Origin of the sequence: Sphingomonas sp. (assembly GCF_017745215.1) — a bacterium.
Taxonomy (GTDB): Bacteria; Pseudomonadota; Alphaproteobacteria; order Sphingomonadales; family Sphingomonadaceae; genus Sphingomonas.
In genome coordinates, this window is the sequence record NZ_JAGHZV010000014.1 from 77,422 (window position 1) to 98,855 (window position 21,434).

Here is a 21,434-nt window from a genome sequence, read left to right on the forward strand (position 1 = left end):
TTTCTCGTCGGACTGGAGTCGCTCCTCGCCGGACTGCCGCCGGACCGCGCCGGGATTCGCCTTCATGGCGTCACCGGCCTCGCCGCGCGGCTCGCCCCGGAGGCACTCGGAAGTTGCGCCGCACAACTCCTCGGACCCGCCGCGAGGCCGGTCCGTGCGATCCTGTTCGACAAGAGCGAAGCGGCGAACTGGGCGCTGCCCTGGCACCAGGACCGCATCATCGCGGTCAAGGCACGCGCCGAGGTGCCAGGCTTCGGGCCCTGGTCGGTCAAGGCGGGGATGCAGCACGTCGAGCCGCCCTTCGCGCTGATCGGAGCGATGCACACGATCCGCATCCACCTCGATCCCGTCGACGCTGCCAATGCGCCCTTGCTGGTCGCGCCGGGCTCTCATCGCCTCGGGCGCATTCCCGAGCCTGAGATCGAAACAGTCGCGGCGCGCTGCGGCGTCCTCGCCTGCCTGGCCGAGCGGGGCGATATCTGGGTCTATGCGACGCCGATCCTGCACGCCTCCGCCGCCGCCGAGCCTCCCGCGCGCCGGCGCGTGCTTCAGGTCGACTATTCGGCACAGGCGCTGCCCGCGCCGCTCGAATGGCTAGGCGTCTGACCCGAACCCGCCCAAAAAGCTGACGACGTTCCGCCCCAGCGCCTCGTCGGCATAACCGCCTTCCATCACCACTGCGGTCGGCAAGCCGAGCGCGGCGATGTCGGCGGCGAGGCTCGCATAGTCGGCAGTCTCGAGCGTGAATTGCGAGATCGGATCGCCGGCATAGGTGTCGGCGCCGAAGCTCACCACCAGCAGCCCGGCGCCAAACGCCGCCACTGCCTCGAGCGCTCTAGCCTGCGCCGCGCGGAACGCCTCGATCCCCGTGCCGCGCGGCAGCGGCAGGTTGAGCGTCGCGCCCTCGCCCTCAGCTTCGCCGGTCTCGTCGGCATGGCCCCAGTAGAAGGGATAGTCGGTCACCGGGTCGGCGTGGATCGAGACGTAGAGCACGTCGCCGCGCGTCCAGAAGATGTCCTGGGTGCCGTTGCCGTGGTGATAGTCGATGTCGAGCACCGCCACCCGGGGCACGCCGGCGTCGCGTGCGGCCTGGGCAGCGATCGCCGCCGCGTTGAGGTAGCAATAGCCGCCGAGATAGTCGGCGCCGGCATGGTGGCCCGGCGGGCGGACCAGCGCGAAGGCGGCCTTGTCGCCTTCCAGCACCGCGGCGACCGCCGAGAGCGCGCATTGCGTGCTCCAATAGCTCGCCGCCCAGGTATGCGGGGTGATCGGCGTGCTCGCGTCGAAGCTGTATTGCCCCAGCTGCGCGTCGATCCGCTGGAGCGCGAGCGGGCGGCGATGCACCACCGGATAGGTATAACCGATCGCATCGCCCTCGCGGCCCGCGGCGACCCAGCGGTCATAGGCGGACTTGAGGAACTCGACATAGCCGGCGTCGTGCACCGCGAGGATCGGCGCTTCGCCGAAGTCGCGCGGGGGCTCGCACGGGCCCACCGCGGCGGCGACCGATTCGGCGCGCAGCGGCGTGTCGGCATGGGGGATGAAGGCGCCATTGTGCAGCTCCCGGATCGGGGCATGCGCGAGGCTGCGCGGATCGAAGAAGCGGCGCATCAGCAGGCGCCCCACCGCAGCACCGCATAGCCCGCGACCGCCGACAGCAGCGATCCGCCCAGAACGCCGATCTTCACCTGGTCCACCAACACCTCATTCCCCGGAAACGCCAGTCCACCGATGAACAGGCTCATCGTGAACCCGATCCCCGCGAGCAGCGACACGCCATAGACCTGGCGCCAGCTGCATCCGCCCGGCTTGCCTGCGAAGCCGGCGCGGACGGCGAGCCAGATGCTCGCGAAGATCCCGGCCTGCTTGCCGAGGAACAGGCCGAGCGCAACCCCCAGCGGCAGCGGCGCGAGCAACACCCTGGGGTCCAGCCCGGTCAGTGCGACGCCGGCATTGGCGAAGCCGAAGATCGGCACCACGAGATAGGCCGACCAGGGGTGCAGCGCGTGCTCGAGCCGATGGAGCGGCGAGTCGCGCTCGTCGCGCTCGCCCATCGGCACCGCCATCGCCGCGAGCACCCCCGCGACCGTCGCATGGACGCCCGAGCGGAAGACGAGCAGCCAGAGCAGCACGGCGAGCAGCAGATAAGGCCAGAGCCGCCGCCAGCCCGAGCGGTTCATGGCGAACATCGCGCACAGCACGACCGCAGCGCCGGCCAGCGCGAGCAGGTCGAGGTGGCGAGTATAGGCGAGCGCGATGATCGCCACCGCGCCCATGTCGTCGACGATCGCAACGGTGGTGAGGAACAGCTTGAGCGACGCCGGGGCGCGGCTCCCCAGCAGCGCAAGCACGCCGATCGCGAAGGCGATGTCGGTCGCCGCGGGGATCGCCCAGCCTCGCGCGAGCCCGGGCGTGGTCCAGGTGATGCCCAGGAACACCAGCGCGGGCACCGCCATCCCCGCCAGCGCCGCGACCACCGGCAGGCGCCGCTGCTGCCAGCTCGAAAGCCGCCCGCCCGCGAACTCGCGCTTGATCTCGAGCCCGACGACCAGGAAGAAGACCGCCATCAGCGCATCGTTGATCCACTGGTGGACGCTCAGAGGCCCCGCCTCCCGGTGCAAAGCCTCGAAATAGCCCTGCGACCAGCCGGGGACGTTCGCCACGACCAGCGCGAGCCCCGAGGCAAGGATCAGCACCACGCCGCCCGCCGCCTCGCTTCGCAGGAAGTCGCGGAAACTCGGAGAGCGTTCGCCCTCGTCGATCTCCGGGGCCAGGCTCAACCGGCCGCCGGCGCCTCGGCGCGCGCCAAGGCCTCGGCGATCAGCTTGCGGCTGTTCGCCACGCCGTAGAGCGCGATGAAGCTTCCCATCCGCGGGCCCTGTTCCGACCCCAGCAGCGTCTCGTAGAGCGCCTTGAACCAGTCGCGGAGGTTCTCGAACCCTCCGGTCTTGCCGATCTCATAGACTTCGTTCTGGATGTCCTCGGCGTTGGCCCCTTCGGGGAGGCTCGCGAGCACCGCGTCGAGCCGCTGCAGCGCGTCGACCTCGACGCCCATGGGCGGGCGCTTGCGGAGCGTCGGCACCACGAAATCGCGCGCATAGGCCAGGGCATAGCCGATCAGCGCGTCGAGCGCCGGATAGGTCTCCGGGTTCGCATCGGGCACGTAATTGACCAGATAGCCCCAGACCTGCTCCTTGGTCGCGTCGCCCATCACGCCGACGAGGTTGAGCAGCAGCCCGAAGGTGACCGGGAGCATCTCCGCGGGCGGCGGCCCGTTGTGGATATGGTGCACCGGATTGCCGAGCTGCTGCTCGATGGGCTGGGCGCCATAATTGGCGCGGAACTGCCAGTAATCGTCGACCGCGCGGGGGATCAGGCCGAGGTGCAGCGCCTTGGCCTTCTTCGGCTCGCGATAGATGTAGAAGGCGAGGCTCTCGTCGGGCCCATAGGTCAGCCACTGGTCGAGGCTGAGGCCGTTGCCCTTCGACTTGGAGATCTTCTCGCCCTTCTCGTCGAGGAACATCTCATAGTTGAAGCCCTCGGGCGGAGTGCCGCCGAGCACGCGGCAGATCTTCGACGACTGGATCACCGAATCGATCAGGTCCTTGCCCGCCATCTCGTAATCGACGCCCAGCGCATACCAGCGCATCGCCCAGTCGACCTTCCACTGAAGCTTGGACTTGCCGCCGAACACGCTCTGCTCGATCCGTTCGCCCTCATCGTCGAAGGCGATCAGCCCCGCCTCCGCGTCGAGCACCTCGACGGGCACCTGGAGGACGATGCCGCTCTTCGGGCTTACCGGCAGCACCGGCGAATAAGTCGCGCGGCGCTCGGCGCGGAGCGTCGGCAGCATCACATCCATGATGCCCTGGTAGCGGCGCAGCACCTGGCGCAGCGCTTCGTCGAACGCGCCCGAGGCGTACATCTCGGTCGAGGAGACGAACTCATAGTCGAAGCCGAAGCGATCGAGGAAGTCGCGCAGCATCGCATTGTTGTGGTGCGCGAAGCTTTCGAACTTGCCGAAGGGATCGGGGATGCGCGTCAGCGGCTTGCCGAGATATTCCGCGAGCATCGCCTGGTTGGGGACGTTGTCGGGGACCTTGCGGAGGCCATCCATATCGTCGCTGAACGCGATCAGCCGGGTCGGCGCGTCGGACAGCGCTTCGAACGCATGGCGCACCATGGTGGTGCGCAGCACTTCGTTGAAGGTGCCGATGTGCGGCAGCCCCGAGGGTCCGTAGCCGGTTTCGAACAGCACCGGCGCGCCGTCGGGCTTGCCCGCGGGATAGCGCTTGAGCAGCTTGCGCGCCTCTTCATAGGGCCAGGCCTTGGACTCGAGCGCGGCGGCGCGCAGGGCTTGCGTGTCGGTCATAACCGCGCGCCTCTAGCGAATGGGGGCCGGAAGGGCCAGTGGCGAGCGGCTCAGCCGTCCGCTCGCTCCTTCACCGGCTCGGCGAAGGGGATCCAGAAGCCGCTCAAGTCGCGCAGGATCAGCTCACGGCGGCCGTGGAAGGCGTCGTACGGCGAATCGACCAGCTCGGCCTTACCCTCGAGCCGGGCGTAGAGCGCGTCGACGCCTTCGGCCGCGGCGGCCGTACGCGCCTCGCCGATATCGGAACACAGGCCCATCGAATCGCGATTCAAATCGTTACGCAGCCCCGCAATCCTCCAAAGTCGATCGATCGAAGTAACGAAATTGCGCGAAGACCCCGCCAACTATCCGGCGTAATACTTAGGGACCGTATCCGGCAGATTCCCTACGCTATATTGGGAGAGTCGGCGAAGGTCGGATGCGGACCGGGGGGGGGTACGGGCGCAACGGCTTTGGTTCCGGCGATTCACAGCTTTGGAAGCAATGCATGAACGCGCCCACCTCCCCCAAGTCCCTGAACGGCCGCCGCGACGCCGACGCCGTGCTGCGCGAGCTAGGCACGATGCTCGACCGCTCACAGGCGGTGATCGAATTCGCTCCCGACGGCACGGTGCTGCGCGCCAACGAGCTGTTCCTCGGGCTGATGGGCTATGCCCCCGAGGAAGTGATCGGCCAGCACCATCGCATCTTCTGCGACGAGAAATTCGCCGAGAGCGCGGATTACGAGCTGTTCTGGCTCGGCCTGCGCAGCGGCAACGCGCGCGATGGCGAGTTCAAGCGCGTTGCCCGCGACGGCCGCGAGATCTGGATCCGCGCCAAATATTATCCGATCAGCGAAGGCGACGACGTCGTCCGCATCATCAAGATCGCGATGGACGTGACCTCGACCAAGCAGGAGAGCATCCTGCACGAAGGCCTGCTCAGCGCGATCAGCCGCGCCCAGGCGGTGATCGAGTTCGACCTCGGCGGCAACGTGCTCACCGCCAACGAGAATTTCCTCAAGACCACCGGCTACAAGCTCAGCGAGATCGAAGGCCAGCACCACCGGCTCTTCTGCCCCGCCGACTATGCCCGCTCTACCGAATATGCGCTGTTCTGGGAGAAGCTGGGCCGCGGCGAATTCCACACCGGCGCGTTCAAGCGGCTGGCCAAGGGCGGCAAGGAGATCTGGATCCAGGCGACCTACAATCCGATCTTCGACCTGCGCGGCCGCCCGGTGAAGATCGTGAAATATGCGATGGACGTGACCGCCCAGCGGCTTGCCGCCGCCGAAGCCGAAGGCAAGGTCGAAGCGATCGGCCGCCAGCACGGCGTGGTGGAATACGATCTCCAGGGCAAGATCATCGCGGTCAACGACCTGTTCTGCCGGATCATGGGCTATCGCGCGGAGGAGCTGGTCGGGCTCCACCACCAGGAGATCAGCCACCCGGGCTGCCAGATCCAGACCGACTATCGCCAATTCTGGTACCGCATGGGCCGCGGCGAGCATGAGGCGGGCGATTTCCGCCGTATCGGCAAGGACGGGCGCGAGGTTTGGGTCTATGCCAGCCTCAACCCGATCCTCGACCTCGACGGCAAGCCGTGGAAGGTGGTGGAATACACCACCGACGTTACCGAGGCGAAGCGCATCGACCTCGAGTTCCAGGGCAAGGTCGACGCGATCAGCCGCGCCGAATGCGTGCTCGAGACCGCGCTTGACGGCACCGTGCTCGACGCCAACGAAAACTATCTCAAGATGGTCGGCTACGCGCTCGAGGAGATCCGCGGCAAGGACGTCCGCATGATGGTCTGCCCCGAGGTGGCGCAGAGCGAAGCCTATCGCCAGCGGGCCGAGGGCCTGTCCCAGGGCGAGTTCCTGTCGGGCGAGTTCAAGCGCATCGCCAAGGGTGGGCGAGAGGTGTGGATCCGCGCGACGGTCAACCCGATCCTCGACACCTGCGGCAAGCCATACAAGCTCGTCACCTATGCGATGGACGTCACCGAGGACAAGCTCCGCTCGATCGAAGTCGAGAACCGGCTGGCGGCGATCGAGCGCAGCCAGGCGACGATCGAGTTCGACATGGACGGCCATGTGCTGACCGCCAACGGCAATTTCCTCGCGGTGATGGGCTATTCGCTGCGCGAGATCATCGGCCAGCACCACAGCATGTTCTGCATGCCCGAATATCTCAAGTCGAAGGAATATGGCGACTTCTGGCGCCGGCTGAACTCGGGCGAGACGCATTCGGGCCGCTTCCACCGCATGGGGAAATACGGCCGCGACGTGCATATCCAGGCGAGCTACAGCCCGGTCTACGACCTCTCGGGCAAGCCGGTGCGCGTGATCAAGCACGCCTATGACATCAGCGCCCAGGTCGAGCTCGAGCAGAAGATTGCGACCAAGAGCCACGAGATGCAGGGCATGGTCGACCAGCTAACCAAGGCGATCGCGACGATCTCCGAAGGCGCGCACGGCGCCTCGGCGCTCGCCGAGGAGACCGACGGCGCGGCCAACACCGGCGGCGCGGCGATCAACAATGCGATCGAATCGATCGACCTGATCAGCAAGTCCTCGGGCCAGATCGCCAAGATCGTCGGCGTGATCGGCGAGCTTGCCAGCCAGACCAACCTCCTCGCCTTCAACGCGGCGATCGAGGCGGCGCGCGCGGGCGAGCATGGCGTGGGCTTCTCGGTGGTGGCCGAGGAAGTCCGCAAGCTCGCCGAGCGCAGCGCCGAGGCGGCGACCGAGATCGCCCGGCTGATCGAGGAATCGGGCGAGCGCGTCGCGCACGGCACCGAACGCTCGCAGAGCGCCCGCACGGCCTTCGAGGAGATCGTCAAGAGCGTCGAGAAGACGACGCGCGCGATCAGCCAGATCGCCGAATCGGCGACGATGCAGGAGGAACTGACCTTCCGCGTGGTCGACATGATCGGCGACCTCGCTTCCTCGACCAAGGCCCACGGATGAACGCGCTCGTCGCGCTCTCGCCCGAGGGGATGGACGCGGCGGTGCAAGCGCCGGGCGCCGCGGCGATCGACGTCGGGCTGATGCGGCTGTGCGGGCGCGACCTGGCGGTCCCCGCCGCCAACGTCCGCGAAGTCGTGCCGCTGCCCGGGCGGCTGCACCCGAGCTTCTCGGGCAACGGCGCCTCGATCGGATCGATCGTGATCCGCGGGCGCGTGATCCCGGTGCTCGACATCGCCGCCGAGCTCGGCTTCGGCGCGCGCGCGGGCGAGCATGGCGTGGTGCTGATCCTGCGCCACGCGGATGCGCTGGTCGGGCTGGTGATGGACCTGGTCTCGGGCCTGGCGCGCGTGCCGGGCAACCAGGTCCAGCCCTTCGCCGTTTCGGGCGGGCACGGCGTGCGCATCGTCTCGAGCAGCTTCCCGCACGGCGACACGCTGGTCGGGCTGATCGATCCCGCCGCGGTGTTCGCGCTGCCGGGCGTGCCGCACGCGCGCGAATCGGCGGCGCTGGGCGAGACCGGCGGCTTCGCGATCCGCAGCGCGGTGGTGCTGATCACCATCGCCAACGCCAATCTCGCGCTCGACGCCAATCTGGTGGTGGCGACCGTCCCCGCGACGATGCTAACCCCCAGCCCGGTGCCGGCGAGCAAATGGGTGGGCGTGGTGCGCTATCTCGACCAGGAAGTGCCGGTGGTCGACGACCTCACGCTGTTCGGCCTCTCGGGCCGCGCGGCGGACAGCAGCTCGGGCGCCGTCATCCTGCTCCGGCTCGACGAGAAGCGCATGCTGGGCGTCAGGATCGACCGGGTCCGGCGCATCCTGCCGGTCAACGAGCAATCGGTGCAGCCGCTCGCCGAAGCGCTCGCCGGCCAGCTGCCGCTGTTCGCGGGCACCGTCGTCGACCATGACGGACGGCAGAACCTGCTGCTCGACGGCGAGGCGCTGACCCGAAGCGAAGCACTCCGCCTGATCGGTTCGCTCAGCCGCGCCCGCCAGGGCGCGGACGGCGCGATCCGCCCGACGAGCGCCGGGGCCACCGCCAGGGCGGAAGAGGCCGGCGACCGCCAGCCCTTCCTCGTCTTCCGTGCCGGCAGCCGCCTGCGCGCCGCGCCGCTCGCCTCGGTCAAGCAGATCATCCCGCTGCCCGCGGCACGCACCGGGGTGCGCCGCGACCAGTCGGCCTCGGGGCTTCAGGGCATCGCCAGCTACAATGGCGCGCCGCTCCCGCTGCTCGACCTGGGCGGCGGCGAGGCCCGGCGCGAGGCCGAGGCTCAGCCGGTGGTGCTCGTGGTCGAATCGCGCGGCACCTACAACGGCCTGATCGTCGACAAGCTCGAGACCGTCGCCCGCGCGATCGCGCGCCCGCGGCCCGGGATGGGCGGCGGCGAGTTCATCGACGCGAAGGTGGGTGACGCCATGAAGGCGGTCACGCTCTGCGACCTCGGCGAAGAGGCGCGGCGGCTGGCATAAGCCGAACCGAACCGTCTTTCCCGAACGGCCGATTTCAAGTCTAGCCAGCAGGAACGAAAAGCGTACAGACTCGGTGGCGATGAGTCCGCCGCTGCCCTACCCCGCGCTCCACGCCAGCCATGGCGGGATCTGGATCGCGACTGCCGAGGATTGCCGCGCGGTGGGCCGGGGCGAAGCGATCCGCATCGCCGCGGACACGCCGGTCATCCTGCTCAACGCGCCGCTCACCGGCCAGCGGCTCGGCCATCCCGAGCTCTCGGGGCTCGACCTGCTCGAGCTCTTCGCCTTCCTGAGGCCCGCGCAGTTCATGGTCCCCACCCCGCGCGGCCTCGCCCGCTCCGCGGGGATCGAGCCGCCGTCGGGCGACGCGGACGTGGCCCCCTTCCTGCGCCGTGCCGCCGAGGCGCTGCTGAGCATCCCCGCAGGCGACTGGCCCGAGCGCGAGGGCGCCTGGCATGCGGTGCAATCGCTGGCGAGGCTCCGCTGGCCCTGGGCGATGCCCGTCGCCGACCGGCTGGCGCGGCCCGAGCGCGCCGAGCGCTGGCTCTTCTCGCGCCTGCCCGAATGGAGCGAATCGCCGCCGCGCGCCGCGCCGCATTCGGTGGTGCTCGACCCTCATGACGTCGCCGATCGCCTTGCTCGACTCACCGGCACGGGCGCCGAGCAGCGCCAGGGGCAGCGCGACTATGCCGCCGCCGCTGCCTCGGCCTTCGAGCCGCGCCAGGTGCGCGACGCGCCCAACCTCGTCCTCGCCGAGGCGGGGACGGGGATCGGCAAGACGCTTGGCTATCTCGCCCCCGCCTCGCTCTGGGCCGAGCGCGCCGAGGGGCCGGTGTGGGTCTCGACCTTCACCAAGGCGCTGCAGCGCCAGCTTGCGCACGAAGGCGAGCGGCTGTTCCCCGATCCGCGCATCCGCAAGGCGCGGATCGTCACGCGCAAGGGGCGCGAGAATTACGTCTGCCTGCTCAATCTCGAGGATGCGCTGCAGGGCGGGTTCGCGGGGCGCGCCGCGATCCTCGCGCAGCTGGTCGCGCGCTGGGCGGGCTATACCGCCGACGGCGACATGATCGGCGGCGACTTGCCCGGCTGGCTGCCCGTGCTGTTCCGCCGCAACGGCTCGACCGCGCTGACCGACCGGCGCGGCGAATGCATCTACGCCGGCTGCCCGCACTATCGGAAATGCTTCATCGAGCGCGCCGCGCGCGCCTCGGCCGATGCCGACATCGTCATCGCCAACCATGCGCTGGTGATGGTCAACGCGGCACGAGGGAGGGAAACCACGAATCGCCCCACCCGCTACGTGTTCGACGAAGGCCATCACCTGTTCGACGCGGCGGACGCGATGTTCTCGGCGGCGCTCACCGGGCAGGAAGCGATCGAGCTCAGGCGCTGGATCACCGGCCCCGAAGGCACCAGCCGCGGCCGGCGGCGGGGTCTGGCGGCGCGGCTCTCCGACGTCGCCAGCTATGATTCGGAAGGCGGCGAGGCGATCGCCGCCGCGCTCGACGCCGCGCGTGCGCTGCCGAGCGACCAATGGCTCCAGCGGCTCGCCGAGGGCCAGCCGTTCGGGCCGGTCGAAGCGCTGCTCGCCGCGGTGCGCGGGCTGGTCTATGCGCGCGATGCCAGCAAGAACCTGGGGGGTGGAGACGCCGGTTACGGCCTCGAGACCGAGCTCGCCCAGCCCGATGCCACGCTGGTCGAGGCCGCGGGACCCGCCGGCGAAGCGCTCGACGCGCTCGTCCGCCCGCTGGTCCGGCTCGGCCGCCGGCTCGAGGCGGTCCTCGCCGACGCGCCCGACTGGATGGACGGCCCGGCGCGCGCGCGGATCGAAGGCGCGATCGCCTCGCTCGGCTGGCGCACCGAGACCGTCGGCGCCTGGCTGGCGCTGATCGCGCGGATCGGCGGCCCCGCCGACCCCGAGTTCGTCGACTGGCTCGCGGTCGACCGGATCGAGGGCCGCGAAGTCGATGTCGGGCTGCATCGCCACTGGCTCGATCCCTCGCGCCCCTTCGCCAAGACCGTGCTCGAGCCCGCGCACGGCGCGCTGGTGACGTCGGCCACGCTGCGCGCCGGCGGCGACTGGGACATCGCCGAGGCGCGCACCGGCGCCTCGCACCTGATCCGCCCCGCCGCGCGCTTCGAAGCGAGAAGCCCGTTCGACTATGCCCGGCAGGCGCAGGTGCTGATCGTCACCGACGTCAAGCGCGGCGACCTGGCGGCGCTCGCCAATGCCTATGCCCGGCTGATCGTCGCGTCGGAGGGCGGGACGCTGGGGCTGTTCACGGCGATCCGGCGGCTGCGCTCGGTCCATGCCCGCGTCGCCGACCGGCTCGCGCGCGAGGGGCTGCCGCTCTACGCCCAGCATGTCGACCCGATCGATACCGGCACGCTCGTCGACATCTTCCGCGACGACCCCAAGGCATCGCTGCTCGGCACCGATGCCTTGAGGGACGGCGTCGACGTGCCCGGCCATTCGCTGCGGCTTGTGGTGATGGAGGGCATCCCCTGGCCCAAGCCCAGCGTGCTCCACGCCGCGCGCCGGCTGGCGGGAGGCGGGACCGCCCATGACGACCGAATCGTCCGCGCGCGGCTCGCCCAGGCGTTCGGCCGGCTCATCCGCCGCGCCGACGATCGCGGGACGTTCGTGCTGCTCTCCGCCGCCACGCCGTCACGCCTGCTCGACGCCTTTCCACCCGGCACGCCCGTGTCCCGTGTGACTCTCGATGAAGCCGAAGCGCGCGTACGACTTTTCATGGCAACACGGTTGCGGCATGAGGCAGCCTCCGCTGACCCGACGGAAGCCCGATGAAGACGCTCACGCTGCTGCGCCACGCCAAATCGAGCTGGGACGATCCGGTCTCACGCGATTTCGACCGTCCGCTCAACGCCCGCGGCCACCGCGCCGCGCAGACGATGGGCCGCCAGATGCGCACGCTGGGGCTCGAGTTCGATTCGGTGACTGCCTCGCCCGCGGTGCGCGTGATCGAGACGCTCGAGCAAGTCGCGATCGGCTATGGCTCGGTGCTGGCGCCGCATTGGGACCAGCGGCTCTATCTCGCCTCGGCAGCGACCCTGCTCGACGTGGCGCAGGAATTGCCCGACGCCGCCGGGGGCGCGCTGTTCGTCGGCCATAATCCGGGGCTCGAGGAGCTGGTGCTGCTGCTCGTCGCCGACAGCGCGCTGCGCGACGACGTCGAAGTGAAGTTCCCCACCGCGAGCCTCGCCGAGATGCGCTTCCACGTGGAACATTGGCGCGACCTCGCCCCCGGCAAGGGCGAGCTCGCCCGCTTCATTCGCCCGCGCGACCTCGACCCGAGCCTGGGGCCGGACAGCCGGGACTGACCTCAGCCGTCGGAATCGAGCGCGTCGCTGAGCGTGTCGCGAATCTTCCTGAGCTCGGGCGCCAGGCTCGGTAGCGAGGCCGTCGCGGCGGCAGCTGTCGGCTCGGCGTGGGGCGCGGGCGGCGCCTTGCCCGAGCGCTCGGCCGCGAGCAGCCGCTGGACGCCGCGGATCGTATAGCCTTCGTGCGTGAGCAGCGCGTGGATGCGCCGCACCAGCGCGACGTCCTCGGGCCGATAGTAGCGGCGGTTGCCCGCGCGAGTCAGCGGGCGCAGCTGCGGGAACCGCGTCTCCCAATAGCGCAGGATATGCTGCGGCCGCCCAATCTCCTGGGCGAGCTCGCCGATCGTACGGAGCGCGCCAGCGGCCTTTTCGGACGCCGGCATGGCAATCCGCCTCAGTCCGCGGAGACGATGCGGTCGCGCATCATCTGGCTGGCGCGGAACGTGAGCACGCGGCGCGGCGCGATCGGCACCTCGATCCCGGTCTTGGGATTGCGCCCCACCCGCTCGCCCTTGTCGCGCAGGATGAAGCTGCCGAAGCCGGAGATCTTCACATTCTCGCCCTTGGCGAGCGAATTGCACATGTGACCGAGAATCTGCTCGACGAGCCTCGCCGCGTCGGCGCGTGACAATCCCACTTCACGATGCAGCGATTCGGCCAAGTCGGCTCTCGTCAGCGTGCCCGCAGTGGTCATGTCCCCCGCTCTCCCATCCTCGCTCTGATGTTGCGACCGTAACATATTGCCGGCCGCGCGCAATTGGGAAACGCGCGTTTCAGAAACAATTCAGAAACGAACCACCGATGCGCCCCAGGTGAAGCCGCCGCCCATCGCTTCGAGCACGAGCAGGTCGCCCCGCTTGATCCGCCCGTCACGCACCGCGGTGTCGAGCGCGAGCGGCACCGACGCCGCGGAGGTGTTGGCGTGCCGGTCGACCGTGACGATCACCTTCTCGGGCGCGAGGCCGAGCTTGCGCGCGGTAGCGTCGAGGATGCGGGCATTGGCCTGGTGCGGCACCACCCAGTCGACGTCGCTGGCCTCAAGCCCGGCGGCGGCGAGCGATTCCTCCATCACCGTGGCGAGGTTGACCACCGCGTGGCGGAAGACTTCGCGGCCCTTCATCCGGACCTTGCCGACCGTGCCGGTGGTCGAGGGGCCGCCGTCGACATAAAGGAGCTCGTTGTGGCGCCCATCGGCATGGAGCCGGGTCGCGAGGATGCCGCGCCCGTCCTCACCGCTCTGCGCCTCGAGCACGATCGCGCCGGCGCCGTCGCCGAACAGCACGCAGGTGGCGCGGTCCTCCCAGTCGAGGATGCGGCTGAACGTCTCGGCGCCGATCACCAGCGCGCGGCGGTGCGCGCCTGCGCGGATCAGCGAATCGGCGACCTGGAGTGCATAGAGGAAGCCCGAGCAGACCGCGGCAACGTCGAACGCGACGCAATCGTCGATGCCGAGCGCCGCCTGGACCTTGGTCGCGCTGGCGGGAAAGGTCTGGTCGGGAGTCGCGGTGGCGAGCACGATCAGGTCGATGTCCTGCGCGTCCTTGCCCGCCGCCGCCAGCGCCGCGCGCGCCGCGCCGGTCGCGAGGCTGCTCGTCGTCTCGTCGGGGCCGGCGATGTGGCGGAAGCGGATGCCGGTGCGCTCGACGATCCATTCGTCGCTCGTGTCGACCTGCTGCGCGAGCTCCTCGTTCGAGACGCGCCGCGCGGGCAACGCCGATCCGGTGCCGATGATCACCGAACGCACGCTCATCCAACACACCCCTCAGGAAAGTTCACGCCGCCTTGGCCTCGATGTTTCCGAGGTCCTCGGCGATGCGGCGCATCAGATCGTCGCGCAACATCTTCGCGGCGAAGCCGATCGCAGTTGCGACACCGGTTTCATTGGCGCTGCCGTGGCTCTTCACGACGAGGCCGTTCAAGCCCAGGAAGACGGCGCCATTATGGTTGTTCGGATCGAGGTGATGGCGAAGCAGTTCGGTGGCGGGGCGCGAGATCAGGAAGCCGATCTTCGAGCGCGTCGAGCTGGAGAAGGCGCGGCGGAGCAGGTCCGCCACGAAACGCGCGGTGCCCTCGACCGTCTTGAGCGCGATGTTGCCGGCGAATCCGTCGCAGACGATCACGTCGACTTCGCCGCGCGAGATGTGGTTGCCCTCGACGAAGCCCGTGAAGTCGAGGCGGAGATGCTGGGCGGCGCGAAGCTCGGCGGCAGCCTCGCGGATGTTTTCGGTGCCCTTCATCTCCTCGGTGCCGATGTTGAGCAGCGCGACTCGGGGGCTTTCGAGGTCGAGCGCGGTGCGCGCATAGGCCGCGCCCATCACGGCGAACTGGACGAGGTTGCGCGCGTCGCACTCGGTGTTCGCGCCGAGGTCGAGCATGACGACGTCGTTGGCGCCGAGGCTCGGCAGCAGCGCGGCGAGCGCGGGCCGGTCGATCCCCGGCATGGTCCTGAGCGCGAGCTTGGACATCGCCATCAGCGCGCCGGTGTTGCCCGACGAGACGGCGGCACCGGCGAGGCCCTGCTTCACCAGATCGATCGCCACGCCCATCGACGTCGTCTTGGCACGGCGAATCGCCTGGCTCGGCTTGTCGTCCGCGGAGACGACGCCGGGGGCATGGACGATTTCGGAAGCGGCGGTGAGGTTGGGGTGGCTCTTCAGCCCCTCGCGGATGCGCTCCTCGTCTCCGACGAGGTAGAATTGCATCCCCTCATAGCGCCGGCGCGCCGCGGCGACGCCCGCGAGCATCACGGCAATCCCCTCGTCGCCGCCCATCGCATCGACGGCGATACGGGACGATGTGGTCATGCCGGCTGCCCCCAGACTCGACGCGTGGCTCAGCCCTCGACCGAGACGATCTCGCGGCCGTTGTAATGGCCGCACGCACCGCACAGGATGTGCGGACGCTTCAGCTCACCGCAGTTCGGGCATTCCTGGAACGCCTCGACCTTGAGCGCATCGTGCGCCCGGCGCATGCCACGCCGCGACGGCGAGGTCTTTCTCTTCGGAACGGCCATTTCGGCACCTTCTTCGCAAATTACTGCAATTGAAAACCATGTCGCGATACGCCCGCGGGGTTCTCCGGGCAAGCGACGGCAGGGCCGGCCGCTCGCCGGACCAGCGGACAGGTCACGAAGCGAGCACGCGCCTATAGCGATTTCGCGCCGCGTTGCAAGCCGATGCGCAGCGTGGCAAGGGTCCCGCTTCGGGAGGGGCTTTCATGACCATCACGCTGCCGATCGCCTTGGCCACCACCGGCGCCGCCGCGATCATCAATCTCTGGCTGGCGATTCGCATCAGCCAGATGCGGAGCGCTCACAAGACCTGGGTCGGCGATGGCGGCCATCCGCGGCTGGTCGCCCGGATGCGCGCGCATTCGAACTTCATCGAATATACCCCGATCGTGCTGATCCTGATCGCGCTGGTCGAGCTCGCCAAGGGCACGCAGCTGTGGCTCTGGGGCGTCGCGGTCGCCTTCCTGCTGGGCCGCGTGCTCCACGGCTTCGGCATGGACGGCTGGAAGATCGGCCGGATGCTCGGCACCTGGATCACGCTGCTCGTGATGGTCGGTTTGGGGATCTACGGCGCGACCCTGCCGTGGCTCGGCCAGCTGGGCTGATCCGACTCAGCCGCTGCGCGCCAGGACTGAATCGGCGACGAAGGGGTTGGTCATCCGCTCGTGCGCGAAGGTGCTCACCTGGTTGTGGCCGGGGATGAACACCGTGTCGCCGCCCAGCGGCCAGAGCTTCTGGGTGATCGAGTCGATCAGATCCTGGTGATTGCCCATCGGGAAGTCGGTGCGGCCGATCGAGCCGTGGAACAGCACGTCGCCGACGATCGCGAGCTTCGATTCGGGATGGTGGAAGACGACATGACCCGGCGTGTGGCCCGGGCAGTGATAGACGTCGAGGACGAGGTTTCCGACGGTGACCTGGTCGCCGTTGACCAGCCAGCGGTTCGGCTCGAACGGCTTGCCGCGCACGCCGTAGCGGCGCCCGTCGTCCTCGAGCCGGGCGATCCAGAAACGGTCGGCCTCGTGCGGCCCCTCGATCGGCACACCCAATTGCTGCGCGAGCTCGCCCGCGCCGCCGCAATGGTCGATATGGCCATGGGTGATCAGCAGCTTCTCGATCGTGACGCCATGCTGCTTCGCCGCCGCGAGCAGCCGGTCGTGGTCGGCACCTGGATCGACGAAGGCGCCGCGCATCGTCTCGGTGCACCAGAGCAAAGTGCAGTTCTGCTGGAGCGGCGTGACGGGGATGAAGGTCGCGCGGAGCGGCGGATTGGGAGCGGCTTCGGCCATGGCGCGGAGATAGGCGGCAGGCGCCCCACGAGCAACCTGGGTCAATGGACTTGCCGAGCGAGGGCCGACGCTGCATGCGCGGATCAGATGCTGCCGCCTCCCCCCTATGTGCTGCTCGACGACGCTCGCCCCAGCGGCGCGGCGGCACGGCTCTACGCAGCGCCGGTCGAGGTAGTGACGGCGCTGACGCCCGGGGAAGTCGGCCCGGCGCTCGACGCGCTGCGCGCCGCCCGCGCCCGGGGCCTGCACGCCGCGGGCTATCTCCACTACGAGGCCGGCGCGGGGATCGAGCCCAAGGGCTGGGCAACCTTGCCCACGCCCGACACGCCGCTGCTGTGGTTCGGGCTTTTCGAAGGCTATCAGGAGATCGCCGCCGGGGATCTGTCCGCGCTGTTCCCCGACCCGGCCGGCGCCTGGGCGGGCGCGCCGCGGCCGCGGATCGGCGAATCGGACTATCGCACGCGCTTCGACCGGGTGGAGGCGCTGATCGAGGCGGGCGACCTCTACCAGGCCAACCTCACCTTCCGCGCCGACGTGCCCCTCGTCGGCGATCCCGCCGCGCTCTACGCGCTGATCCGCAACCGCGCCGCCGCCGGATACGGCGCGCTGATCGACACCGGCGACGCGCAGTATCTCAGCTTCTCGCCCGAGCTGCTCTTCGAGCTGCGCGGCCGCCAGCTGACCGCTCGGCCGATGAAGGGCACCGCGCCGCGCGGCGCGACGCCTGGCGCCGATGCCGCGCTCGCCGAGTCGCTGAGCAACGATCCCAAGCAACGCGCCGAGAACCTCATGATCGTCGACCTGCTGAGGAACGACCTCAGCCGAGTCGCGCGGCCCGGCAGCGTCGAAGTGCCGCAGCGCTTCGCGGTCGAGCGCTATCCCACCGTCCACCAGATGGTCTCGACCGTCATCGCCGAACTGGGCGAGGGCCACGACGCCATCGACGCGCTGGCCGCGCTCTTCCCCTGCGGCTCGATCACCGGCGCGCCCAAGGTTCGCGCGATGCAGGCGGTCGAGGAAATCGAGCACGACCCTAGGGGAATCTACACGGGTGCGATCGGACGAGTCGACTCCGGCGGCGATGCGATGTTCAATGTCGCGATCCGCACCCTAGCGATTCTCCCCGGGGCGAGTCGCGCGGTGCTCGGTTTGGGTTCAGGCGTCGTGGCGGATTCGAGTGCAGGCGAGGAATGGCGCGAGTGCCTGGCGAAGGGCGCGTTCGTGACCGCGGGCGAAACGCCCTTCGACCTGATCGAGACGATGGCCTTCGACCCCGAGGACGGCATCCCGCTGCTCGAGCGCCATCTCGCCCGTATGAAGGCGAGCGCCCAGGCCTTCGGCTTCGCCTTCGATCGCCACCATGTCCGCAACGAGCTCCAGGCGGCGACCTTCCGGCTGCGCGGGGCGTCGCGCGTGCGGCTGCTCGTCGCGCCGTCGGGGGCGATCGCGATCGGCATCGCGCCGCTGCCCGACAAGCCGGCCGAGCCGGTCAGCGTCGCGATCCTGCCGCGGCAAGTTGCGCGAGACGACTTCCGCCTGCGCCACAAGACCAGCCGCCGCGCCTTCTACGACGACGCCCGCCGCGCCTCGGGGGCGTTCGAAGCGATCTTCACCGACGCGCAGGGGTATCTGACCGAGGGCAGCTTCACCTCGATCTTCGTCGAGCGCGACGGCGTGCTGCTCACCCCACCGCTCGCGCGCGGGCTGCTCCCCGGCGTGCTTCGCGCCGAGCTGATCGAGACCGGCCGCGCCGTCGAGGCCGAGCTTCGCCCCAGGGACCTGGCGGACGGCTTCCTGCTCGGCAATGCGCTTCGCGGACTGGTTTCCGCCGTGCCGATTGCGCAGCCGGCGATCGCAGGGCTATAGGCGCGGCGCTTTCGAAAAAAGGGGTCCACGCCGATGCAGCCTTCTGCCGCGCTCCAGCGCATCCAGCCTTCCGCCACGCTCGCGATGACGAGCCGTGTGTTCGAGCTGAAGCGGGCTGGCGTCGACGTGATCGGCCTCGGCGCCGGCGAGCCCGACTTCGACACACCCGACTTCGTCAAGGAAGCCGCGATCCAGGCGATCCGCGACGGCAAGACCAAATACACCAACGTCGACGGCACGCCCGAGCTCAAGGAAGCGATCGTCGCCAAGTTCAAGCGCGACAACGGGCTCGACTATTCGGTCCAGCAGGTCACCGCCAACGTCGGCGGCAAGCACACGCTGTTCAACGCGATCGTCACCACGGTCGAGGCCGGCGACGAAGTGATCGTGCCGGCGCCCTATTGGGTGAGCTACCCCGACGTCGTCCAGTTCGCGGGCGGCACGCCGGTGTTCGTCGAGGCGGGCCCCGAGCAGGGCTACAAGATCACCCCCGAGCAGCTCGACAAGGCGATCACCGCCCGGACCAAGTGGGTGATCCTCAACTCGCCGTCGAACCCCACCGGCGCCGCCTATTCGGCGGCCGAGCTCAAGGCGCTGGGCGAGGTGCTCGAGCGGCACCCGCACGTCTGGATCTTCTCGGACGACATGTACGAGCACATCCTCTACGACGGCTTCGAATTCGCGACGATCGCGCAGGTCTGCCCCAGCCTCTACGAGCGCACGCTCACCGTGAACGGCTGCTCCAAGGCCTATGCGATGACCGGCTGGCGGATCGGCTTCGCGGGCGGCGCGCCGTGGCTGATCAAGGCGATGGCCAAGCTCCAGTCGCAGTCGACCTCGAACCCCTGCTCGATCGCCCAGGCGGCGGCGGCCGCGGCGCTGAACGGCGACCAGAGCTTCCTCAAGGAGCGCGCGCTCGCCTTCCAGGGCCGCCGCGACCTCGTCGTGTCGATGCTCAACCAGATCAACGGGATGAGCTGCCCGCGCCCCGAAGGCGCCTTCTACGTCTACCCCGAATTCGCCGGCCTGATCGGCAAGACCACGCCCAAGGGCCAGACGATCACCACCGACGAGGCGATGATCGGCTATCTGCTCGACGAGGCACGCGTGGCGGCGGTGCACGGTGCGGCGTTCGGGCTCTCGCCGGCGATGCGGATCAGCTATGCGACTTCGGAAGCGCTGCTCACCGAGGCCTGCACGCGCATCCAGACCGCCTGTGCGGCGCTGCGCTGAGAGACTGTTTCGAAATGCGCCTCACGGCGCATGGCGGTACCAGCCTCGAAACCGGCTCTGACCGTGTAATCTCGCGCGGACTCCCTATCTGAGGGGAGCAATCCCATGATCAGGACCGCGCCCATGCTCAAGCTTGCCATCCCCGCCGCTGCGGCGGCGGGACTCTATCTGCTCGCCTCGACCGGGGCGGGCGCCCAGGCCGAGCGCACCGTGCTCGCCCCGCCGCCCGCCAGGGACATCGCCGGTGCGACCGGCGCGCAGACCGCGGTGCTCGCCGGCGGCTGCTTCTGGGGCATGGAAGCGGTGTTCGAGCAAGTGAAGGGCGTGAAGTCGGTCACCGCCGGCTATGCGGGCGGCACCGGCTCGACCGCGAGCTACGACCAGGTCTCGACCGAGACGACCGGGCACGCCGAAGCCGTGAAGATCGTCTACGACCCGCGCGTAGTGAGCTACGGCACGCTGCTGCGCGTCTATTTCTCGGTCGCGCACGATCCGACCCAGCTCGACTATCAGGGGCCCGATCACGGCCCGAGCTACCGTTCGGCGATCTTCCCGCAGACGCAGGAGCAGCGCGCGGTGGCGACGGCGTACATCGCCCAGCTCGGCAAGGCGCGCACCTGGCCCGCGCCGATCGTCACCAAGATCGAGACCGGCCAGTTCTTCGCGGCCGAGGCCTATCATCAGGACTTCTACAGGAAGAACCCGACCTATCCGTACATCGTCCGCTGGGACAAGCCGAAGATCGCCGCCTTCCGCGCGACCTTTCCGCAGCTGGCGAAGAGCTAGGGCCGAAAGTCAGGGAAAGTTAGGCCAAGAACGCGGTTCGGGAGCCGGGCGATTTCTTCTTGAATCGTCATCCCGGCGAAAGCCGGGGCCCAGGGCAGCAAGCGATGTCCTCCAATACCCTGGGTCCCGGCCTTCGCCGGGATGACGGTTTGGATCGATCCAATCCCATCCCGCTTCAGAGCAGCCCCATCCCCGCCAGCTTGCCGGCCAGCTCGGGCGGCAGCTCGGCGACCCCGCCGAGCGCCGACTCGAGATCGACCGGCGCGTCCTTGTCCTCGAGGTAGCGCCAGCCCTGGTGCGCGCGCTTGGGCCGCGCCTGGACGGGGATCGCCTCCGGCGCGAGCAGGATCAGCGCGCGGCCGCCTTCGGCCTCGCCGAACCCCAGGATCGGCGAGCGCGCGACCAATTGGTGCTTGAGGATCCAGAACAGCGAGCCGCCCACCATCTCCTCATGCCGCTTGGGCAGATAGCGCGTCGGGTGCTGCACCGGGCCGGGCGCGCGCGAGGCGAGGCGTTCGCGGAGATGATCGAGGCTGTCGCAGCCGAAGGCGACCTTGGTGAGATGAAGCGGCATCCGCGCCATCTGGGGCGCGAAATCCGTCAAATCAATGGACGAGGCCGGAGATGGTCGCGAGGCCGAGGAAGACGAGGAAGCCCATCGAATCGGTGGTCATCGTCACGAAGATCGACGAGGCGACCGCCGGATCGGCGCGCAGCCTGTCGAGGCTCAGCGGCACCACCACGCCGGCAAGCCCGGCGATGAGGATGTTCGCCATCATCGCCGCGGCGATGACGAAGCCGAGGTGGATATTCGCGTACACCACCGTCACCGCGATCCCGATCACCGCCGCCACCGAGGCGCCGTTGAGCAAAGCCACCGCGATCTCGCGCCGGATCGTGCGCAGCGTGTTCGAATCGGTCAGCTGGTTGGTGGCGAGCGCGCGCACCGTCACCGCCATGGTCTGGGTGCCGGCATTGCCGCCCACGCCCGCGACGATCGGCATCAGCGCGGCGAGCGCGACCATCTTGCTGATCGTGCCCTCGAACAGGCTGATGATCGTCGCCGCCACCAGCGCGGTCGCGAGATTGGTGATCAGCCAGCGCACGCGCTGCTTGTAGC

The 21,434-nt window shown here is 69.2% G+C and carries 21 protein-coding genes; 9 read left to right on the plus strand and 12 right to left on the minus strand.

Annotated features, from left to right (window positions below; all coding sequences use genetic code 11):
* Positions 1-54: 54 nt before the first annotated feature.
* Positions 55-606 carry a phytanoyl-CoA dioxygenase family protein gene (locus J7495_RS14710; RefSeq protein WP_294057447.1) on the plus strand — a complete coding sequence of 184 codons (552 nt, stop codon included), beginning with the start codon at positions 55-57 and terminating at the stop codon, positions 604-606.
* Here J7495_RS14710 and J7495_RS14715 read toward each other — a convergent pair.
* Genes J7495_RS14715 through J7495_RS14730 form a run of 4 tightly spaced genes read right to left on the minus strand, consistent with a single transcriptional unit; the run spans position 595 to position 4,629 of the window.
* A complete protein-coding gene (locus J7495_RS14715; RefSeq protein WP_294057418.1) occupies positions 595-1,611 on the minus strand; it encodes a histone deacetylase family protein in 1,017 nt (338 codons plus the stop codon). The two genes, J7495_RS14710 and J7495_RS14715, sit on opposite strands and share 12 nt — an antisense overlap.
* Positions 1,611-2,780, minus strand: a complete 1,170-nt coding sequence (gene nhaA / locus J7495_RS14720) for a Na+/H+ antiporter NhaA (RefSeq protein ID WP_294057419.1) — start codon at positions 2,778-2,780, stop codon at positions 1,611-1,613. The genes J7495_RS14715 and nhaA overlap by 1 nt, the downstream gene beginning before the upstream one ends.
* Positions 2,777-4,372: a lysine--tRNA ligase gene (locus J7495_RS14725; RefSeq protein ID WP_294057420.1), complete on the minus strand. Its 1,596-nt coding sequence runs from the start codon at positions 4,370-4,372 to the stop codon at positions 2,777-2,779. Before J7495_RS14725 ends, nhaA begins: the two co-directional genes overlap by 4 nt.
* A 50-nt stretch (positions 4,373-4,422) precedes the next feature.
* Positions 4,423-4,629 (minus strand): hypothetical protein, encoded by a 207-nt coding sequence (locus J7495_RS14730; protein ID WP_294057421.1) that lies wholly within the window; start codon positions 4,627-4,629, stop codon positions 4,423-4,425.
* Between the two features lie 230 nt (positions 4,630-4,859).
* On the opposite strand from J7495_RS14730, the gene J7495_RS14735 reads away from it, so the two are divergent.
* The 4 genes from J7495_RS14735 (at position 4,860) to J7495_RS14750 (ending at position 12,130) form a co-directional block, all read left to right on the plus strand.
* Entirely contained in the window at positions 4,860-7,319 is a 2,460-nt protein-coding gene (locus tag J7495_RS14735) for a PAS domain-containing methyl-accepting chemotaxis protein (RefSeq protein ID WP_294057422.1), read from the plus strand.
* Positions 7,316-8,788 carry a chemotaxis protein CheW gene (locus tag J7495_RS14740; RefSeq protein ID WP_294057423.1) on the plus strand — a complete coding sequence of 491 codons (1,473 nt, stop codon included), beginning with the start codon at positions 7,316-7,318 and terminating at the stop codon, positions 8,786-8,788. The genes J7495_RS14735 and J7495_RS14740 overlap by 4 nt, the downstream gene beginning before the upstream one ends.
* A 79-nt stretch (positions 8,789-8,867) precedes the next feature.
* A complete protein-coding gene (locus J7495_RS14745; protein WP_294057424.1) occupies positions 8,868-11,597 on the plus strand; it encodes an ATP-dependent DNA helicase in 2,730 nt (909 codons plus the stop codon).
* Positions 11,594-12,130 carry a histidine phosphatase family protein gene (locus tag J7495_RS14750; RefSeq protein ID WP_294057425.1) on the plus strand — a complete coding sequence of 179 codons (537 nt, stop codon included), beginning with the start codon at positions 11,594-11,596 and terminating at the stop codon, positions 12,128-12,130. The genes J7495_RS14745 and J7495_RS14750 overlap by 4 nt, the downstream gene beginning before the upstream one ends.
* 2 nt (positions 12,131-12,132) lie before the next feature.
* Here the strand turns inward: J7495_RS14750 and J7495_RS14755 are convergent, their stop codons facing one another.
* The 5 genes from J7495_RS14755 to rpmF all read right to left on the minus strand — a co-directional run bounded on the left by J7495_RS14755 (position 12,133) and on the right by rpmF (position 15,143).
* Positions 12,133-12,513: a MerR family transcriptional regulator gene (locus tag J7495_RS14755; RefSeq protein WP_294057426.1), complete on the minus strand. Its 381-nt coding sequence runs from the start codon at positions 12,511-12,513 to the stop codon at positions 12,133-12,135.
* An 11-nt stretch (positions 12,514-12,524) separates the two neighbouring features.
* On the minus strand, positions 12,525-12,824 hold the full coding sequence (locus tag J7495_RS14760; protein ID WP_294057427.1) for an integration host factor subunit alpha: 300 nt from the start codon (positions 12,822-12,824) through the stop codon (positions 12,525-12,527).
* A 90-nt stretch (positions 12,825-12,914) separates the two neighbouring features.
* Positions 12,915-13,880 (minus strand): beta-ketoacyl-ACP synthase III, encoded by a 966-nt coding sequence (locus J7495_RS14765; protein ID WP_294057428.1) that lies wholly within the window; start codon positions 13,878-13,880, stop codon positions 12,915-12,917.
* 22 nt (positions 13,881-13,902) lie between these two features.
* On the minus strand, positions 13,903-14,934 hold the full coding sequence (gene plsX, locus J7495_RS14770) for a phosphate acyltransferase PlsX (RefSeq protein WP_294057429.1): 1,032 nt from the start codon (positions 14,932-14,934) through the stop codon (positions 13,903-13,905).
* Between the two features lie 29 nt (positions 14,935-14,963).
* Positions 14,964-15,143: a 50S ribosomal protein L32 gene (rpmF, locus tag J7495_RS14775; protein WP_294057431.1), complete on the minus strand. Its 180-nt coding sequence runs from the start codon at positions 15,141-15,143 to the stop codon at positions 14,964-14,966.
* 203 nt (positions 15,144-15,346) lie between these two features.
* On the opposite strand from rpmF, the gene J7495_RS14780 reads away from it, so the two are divergent.
* Positions 15,347-15,745 (plus strand): MAPEG family protein, encoded by a 399-nt coding sequence (locus J7495_RS14780; protein ID WP_294057432.1) that lies wholly within the window; start codon positions 15,347-15,349, stop codon positions 15,743-15,745.
* 6 nt (positions 15,746-15,751) lie between these two features.
* Here the strand turns inward: J7495_RS14780 and J7495_RS14785 are convergent, their stop codons facing one another.
* Positions 15,752-16,429, minus strand: coding sequence for an MBL fold metallo-hydrolase (locus J7495_RS14785; protein ID WP_294057434.1), 678 nt, complete (start codon positions 16,427-16,429; stop codon positions 15,752-15,754).
* Between the two features lie 87 nt (positions 16,430-16,516).
* On the opposite strand from J7495_RS14785, the gene pabB reads away from it, so the two are divergent.
* The 3 genes from pabB (at position 16,517) to msrA (ending at position 20,314) form a co-directional block, all read left to right on the plus strand.
* Positions 16,517-18,295 (plus strand): aminodeoxychorismate synthase component I, encoded by a 1,779-nt coding sequence (gene pabB / locus J7495_RS14790; protein WP_294057435.1) that lies wholly within the window; start codon positions 16,517-16,519, stop codon positions 18,293-18,295.
* 33 nt (positions 18,296-18,328) lie between these two features.
* Positions 18,329-19,528 carry a pyridoxal phosphate-dependent aminotransferase gene (locus J7495_RS14795; RefSeq protein ID WP_294057437.1) on the plus strand — a complete coding sequence of 400 codons (1,200 nt, stop codon included), beginning with the start codon at positions 18,329-18,331 and terminating at the stop codon, positions 19,526-19,528.
* A gap of 105 nt (positions 19,529-19,633) precedes the next feature.
* Positions 19,634-20,314 (plus strand): peptide-methionine (S)-S-oxide reductase MsrA, encoded by a 681-nt coding sequence (msrA, locus tag J7495_RS14800; protein ID WP_294057438.1) that lies wholly within the window; start codon positions 19,634-19,636, stop codon positions 20,312-20,314.
* 175 nt (positions 20,315-20,489) lie between these two features.
* Here msrA and J7495_RS14805 read toward each other — a convergent pair whose 3' ends face one another.
* Together J7495_RS14805 and J7495_RS14810 are read right to left on the minus strand one after the other, a co-directional pair.
* Positions 20,490-20,888: a DUF1489 domain-containing protein gene (locus tag J7495_RS14805; RefSeq protein ID WP_294057439.1), complete on the minus strand. Its 399-nt coding sequence runs from the start codon at positions 20,886-20,888 to the stop codon at positions 20,490-20,492.
* A gap of 31 nt (positions 20,889-20,919) precedes the next feature.
* Positions 20,920-21,434: magnesium transporter (locus J7495_RS14810; protein WP_294057440.1), on the minus strand; the 515-nt coding region annotated here is incomplete at its 5' end.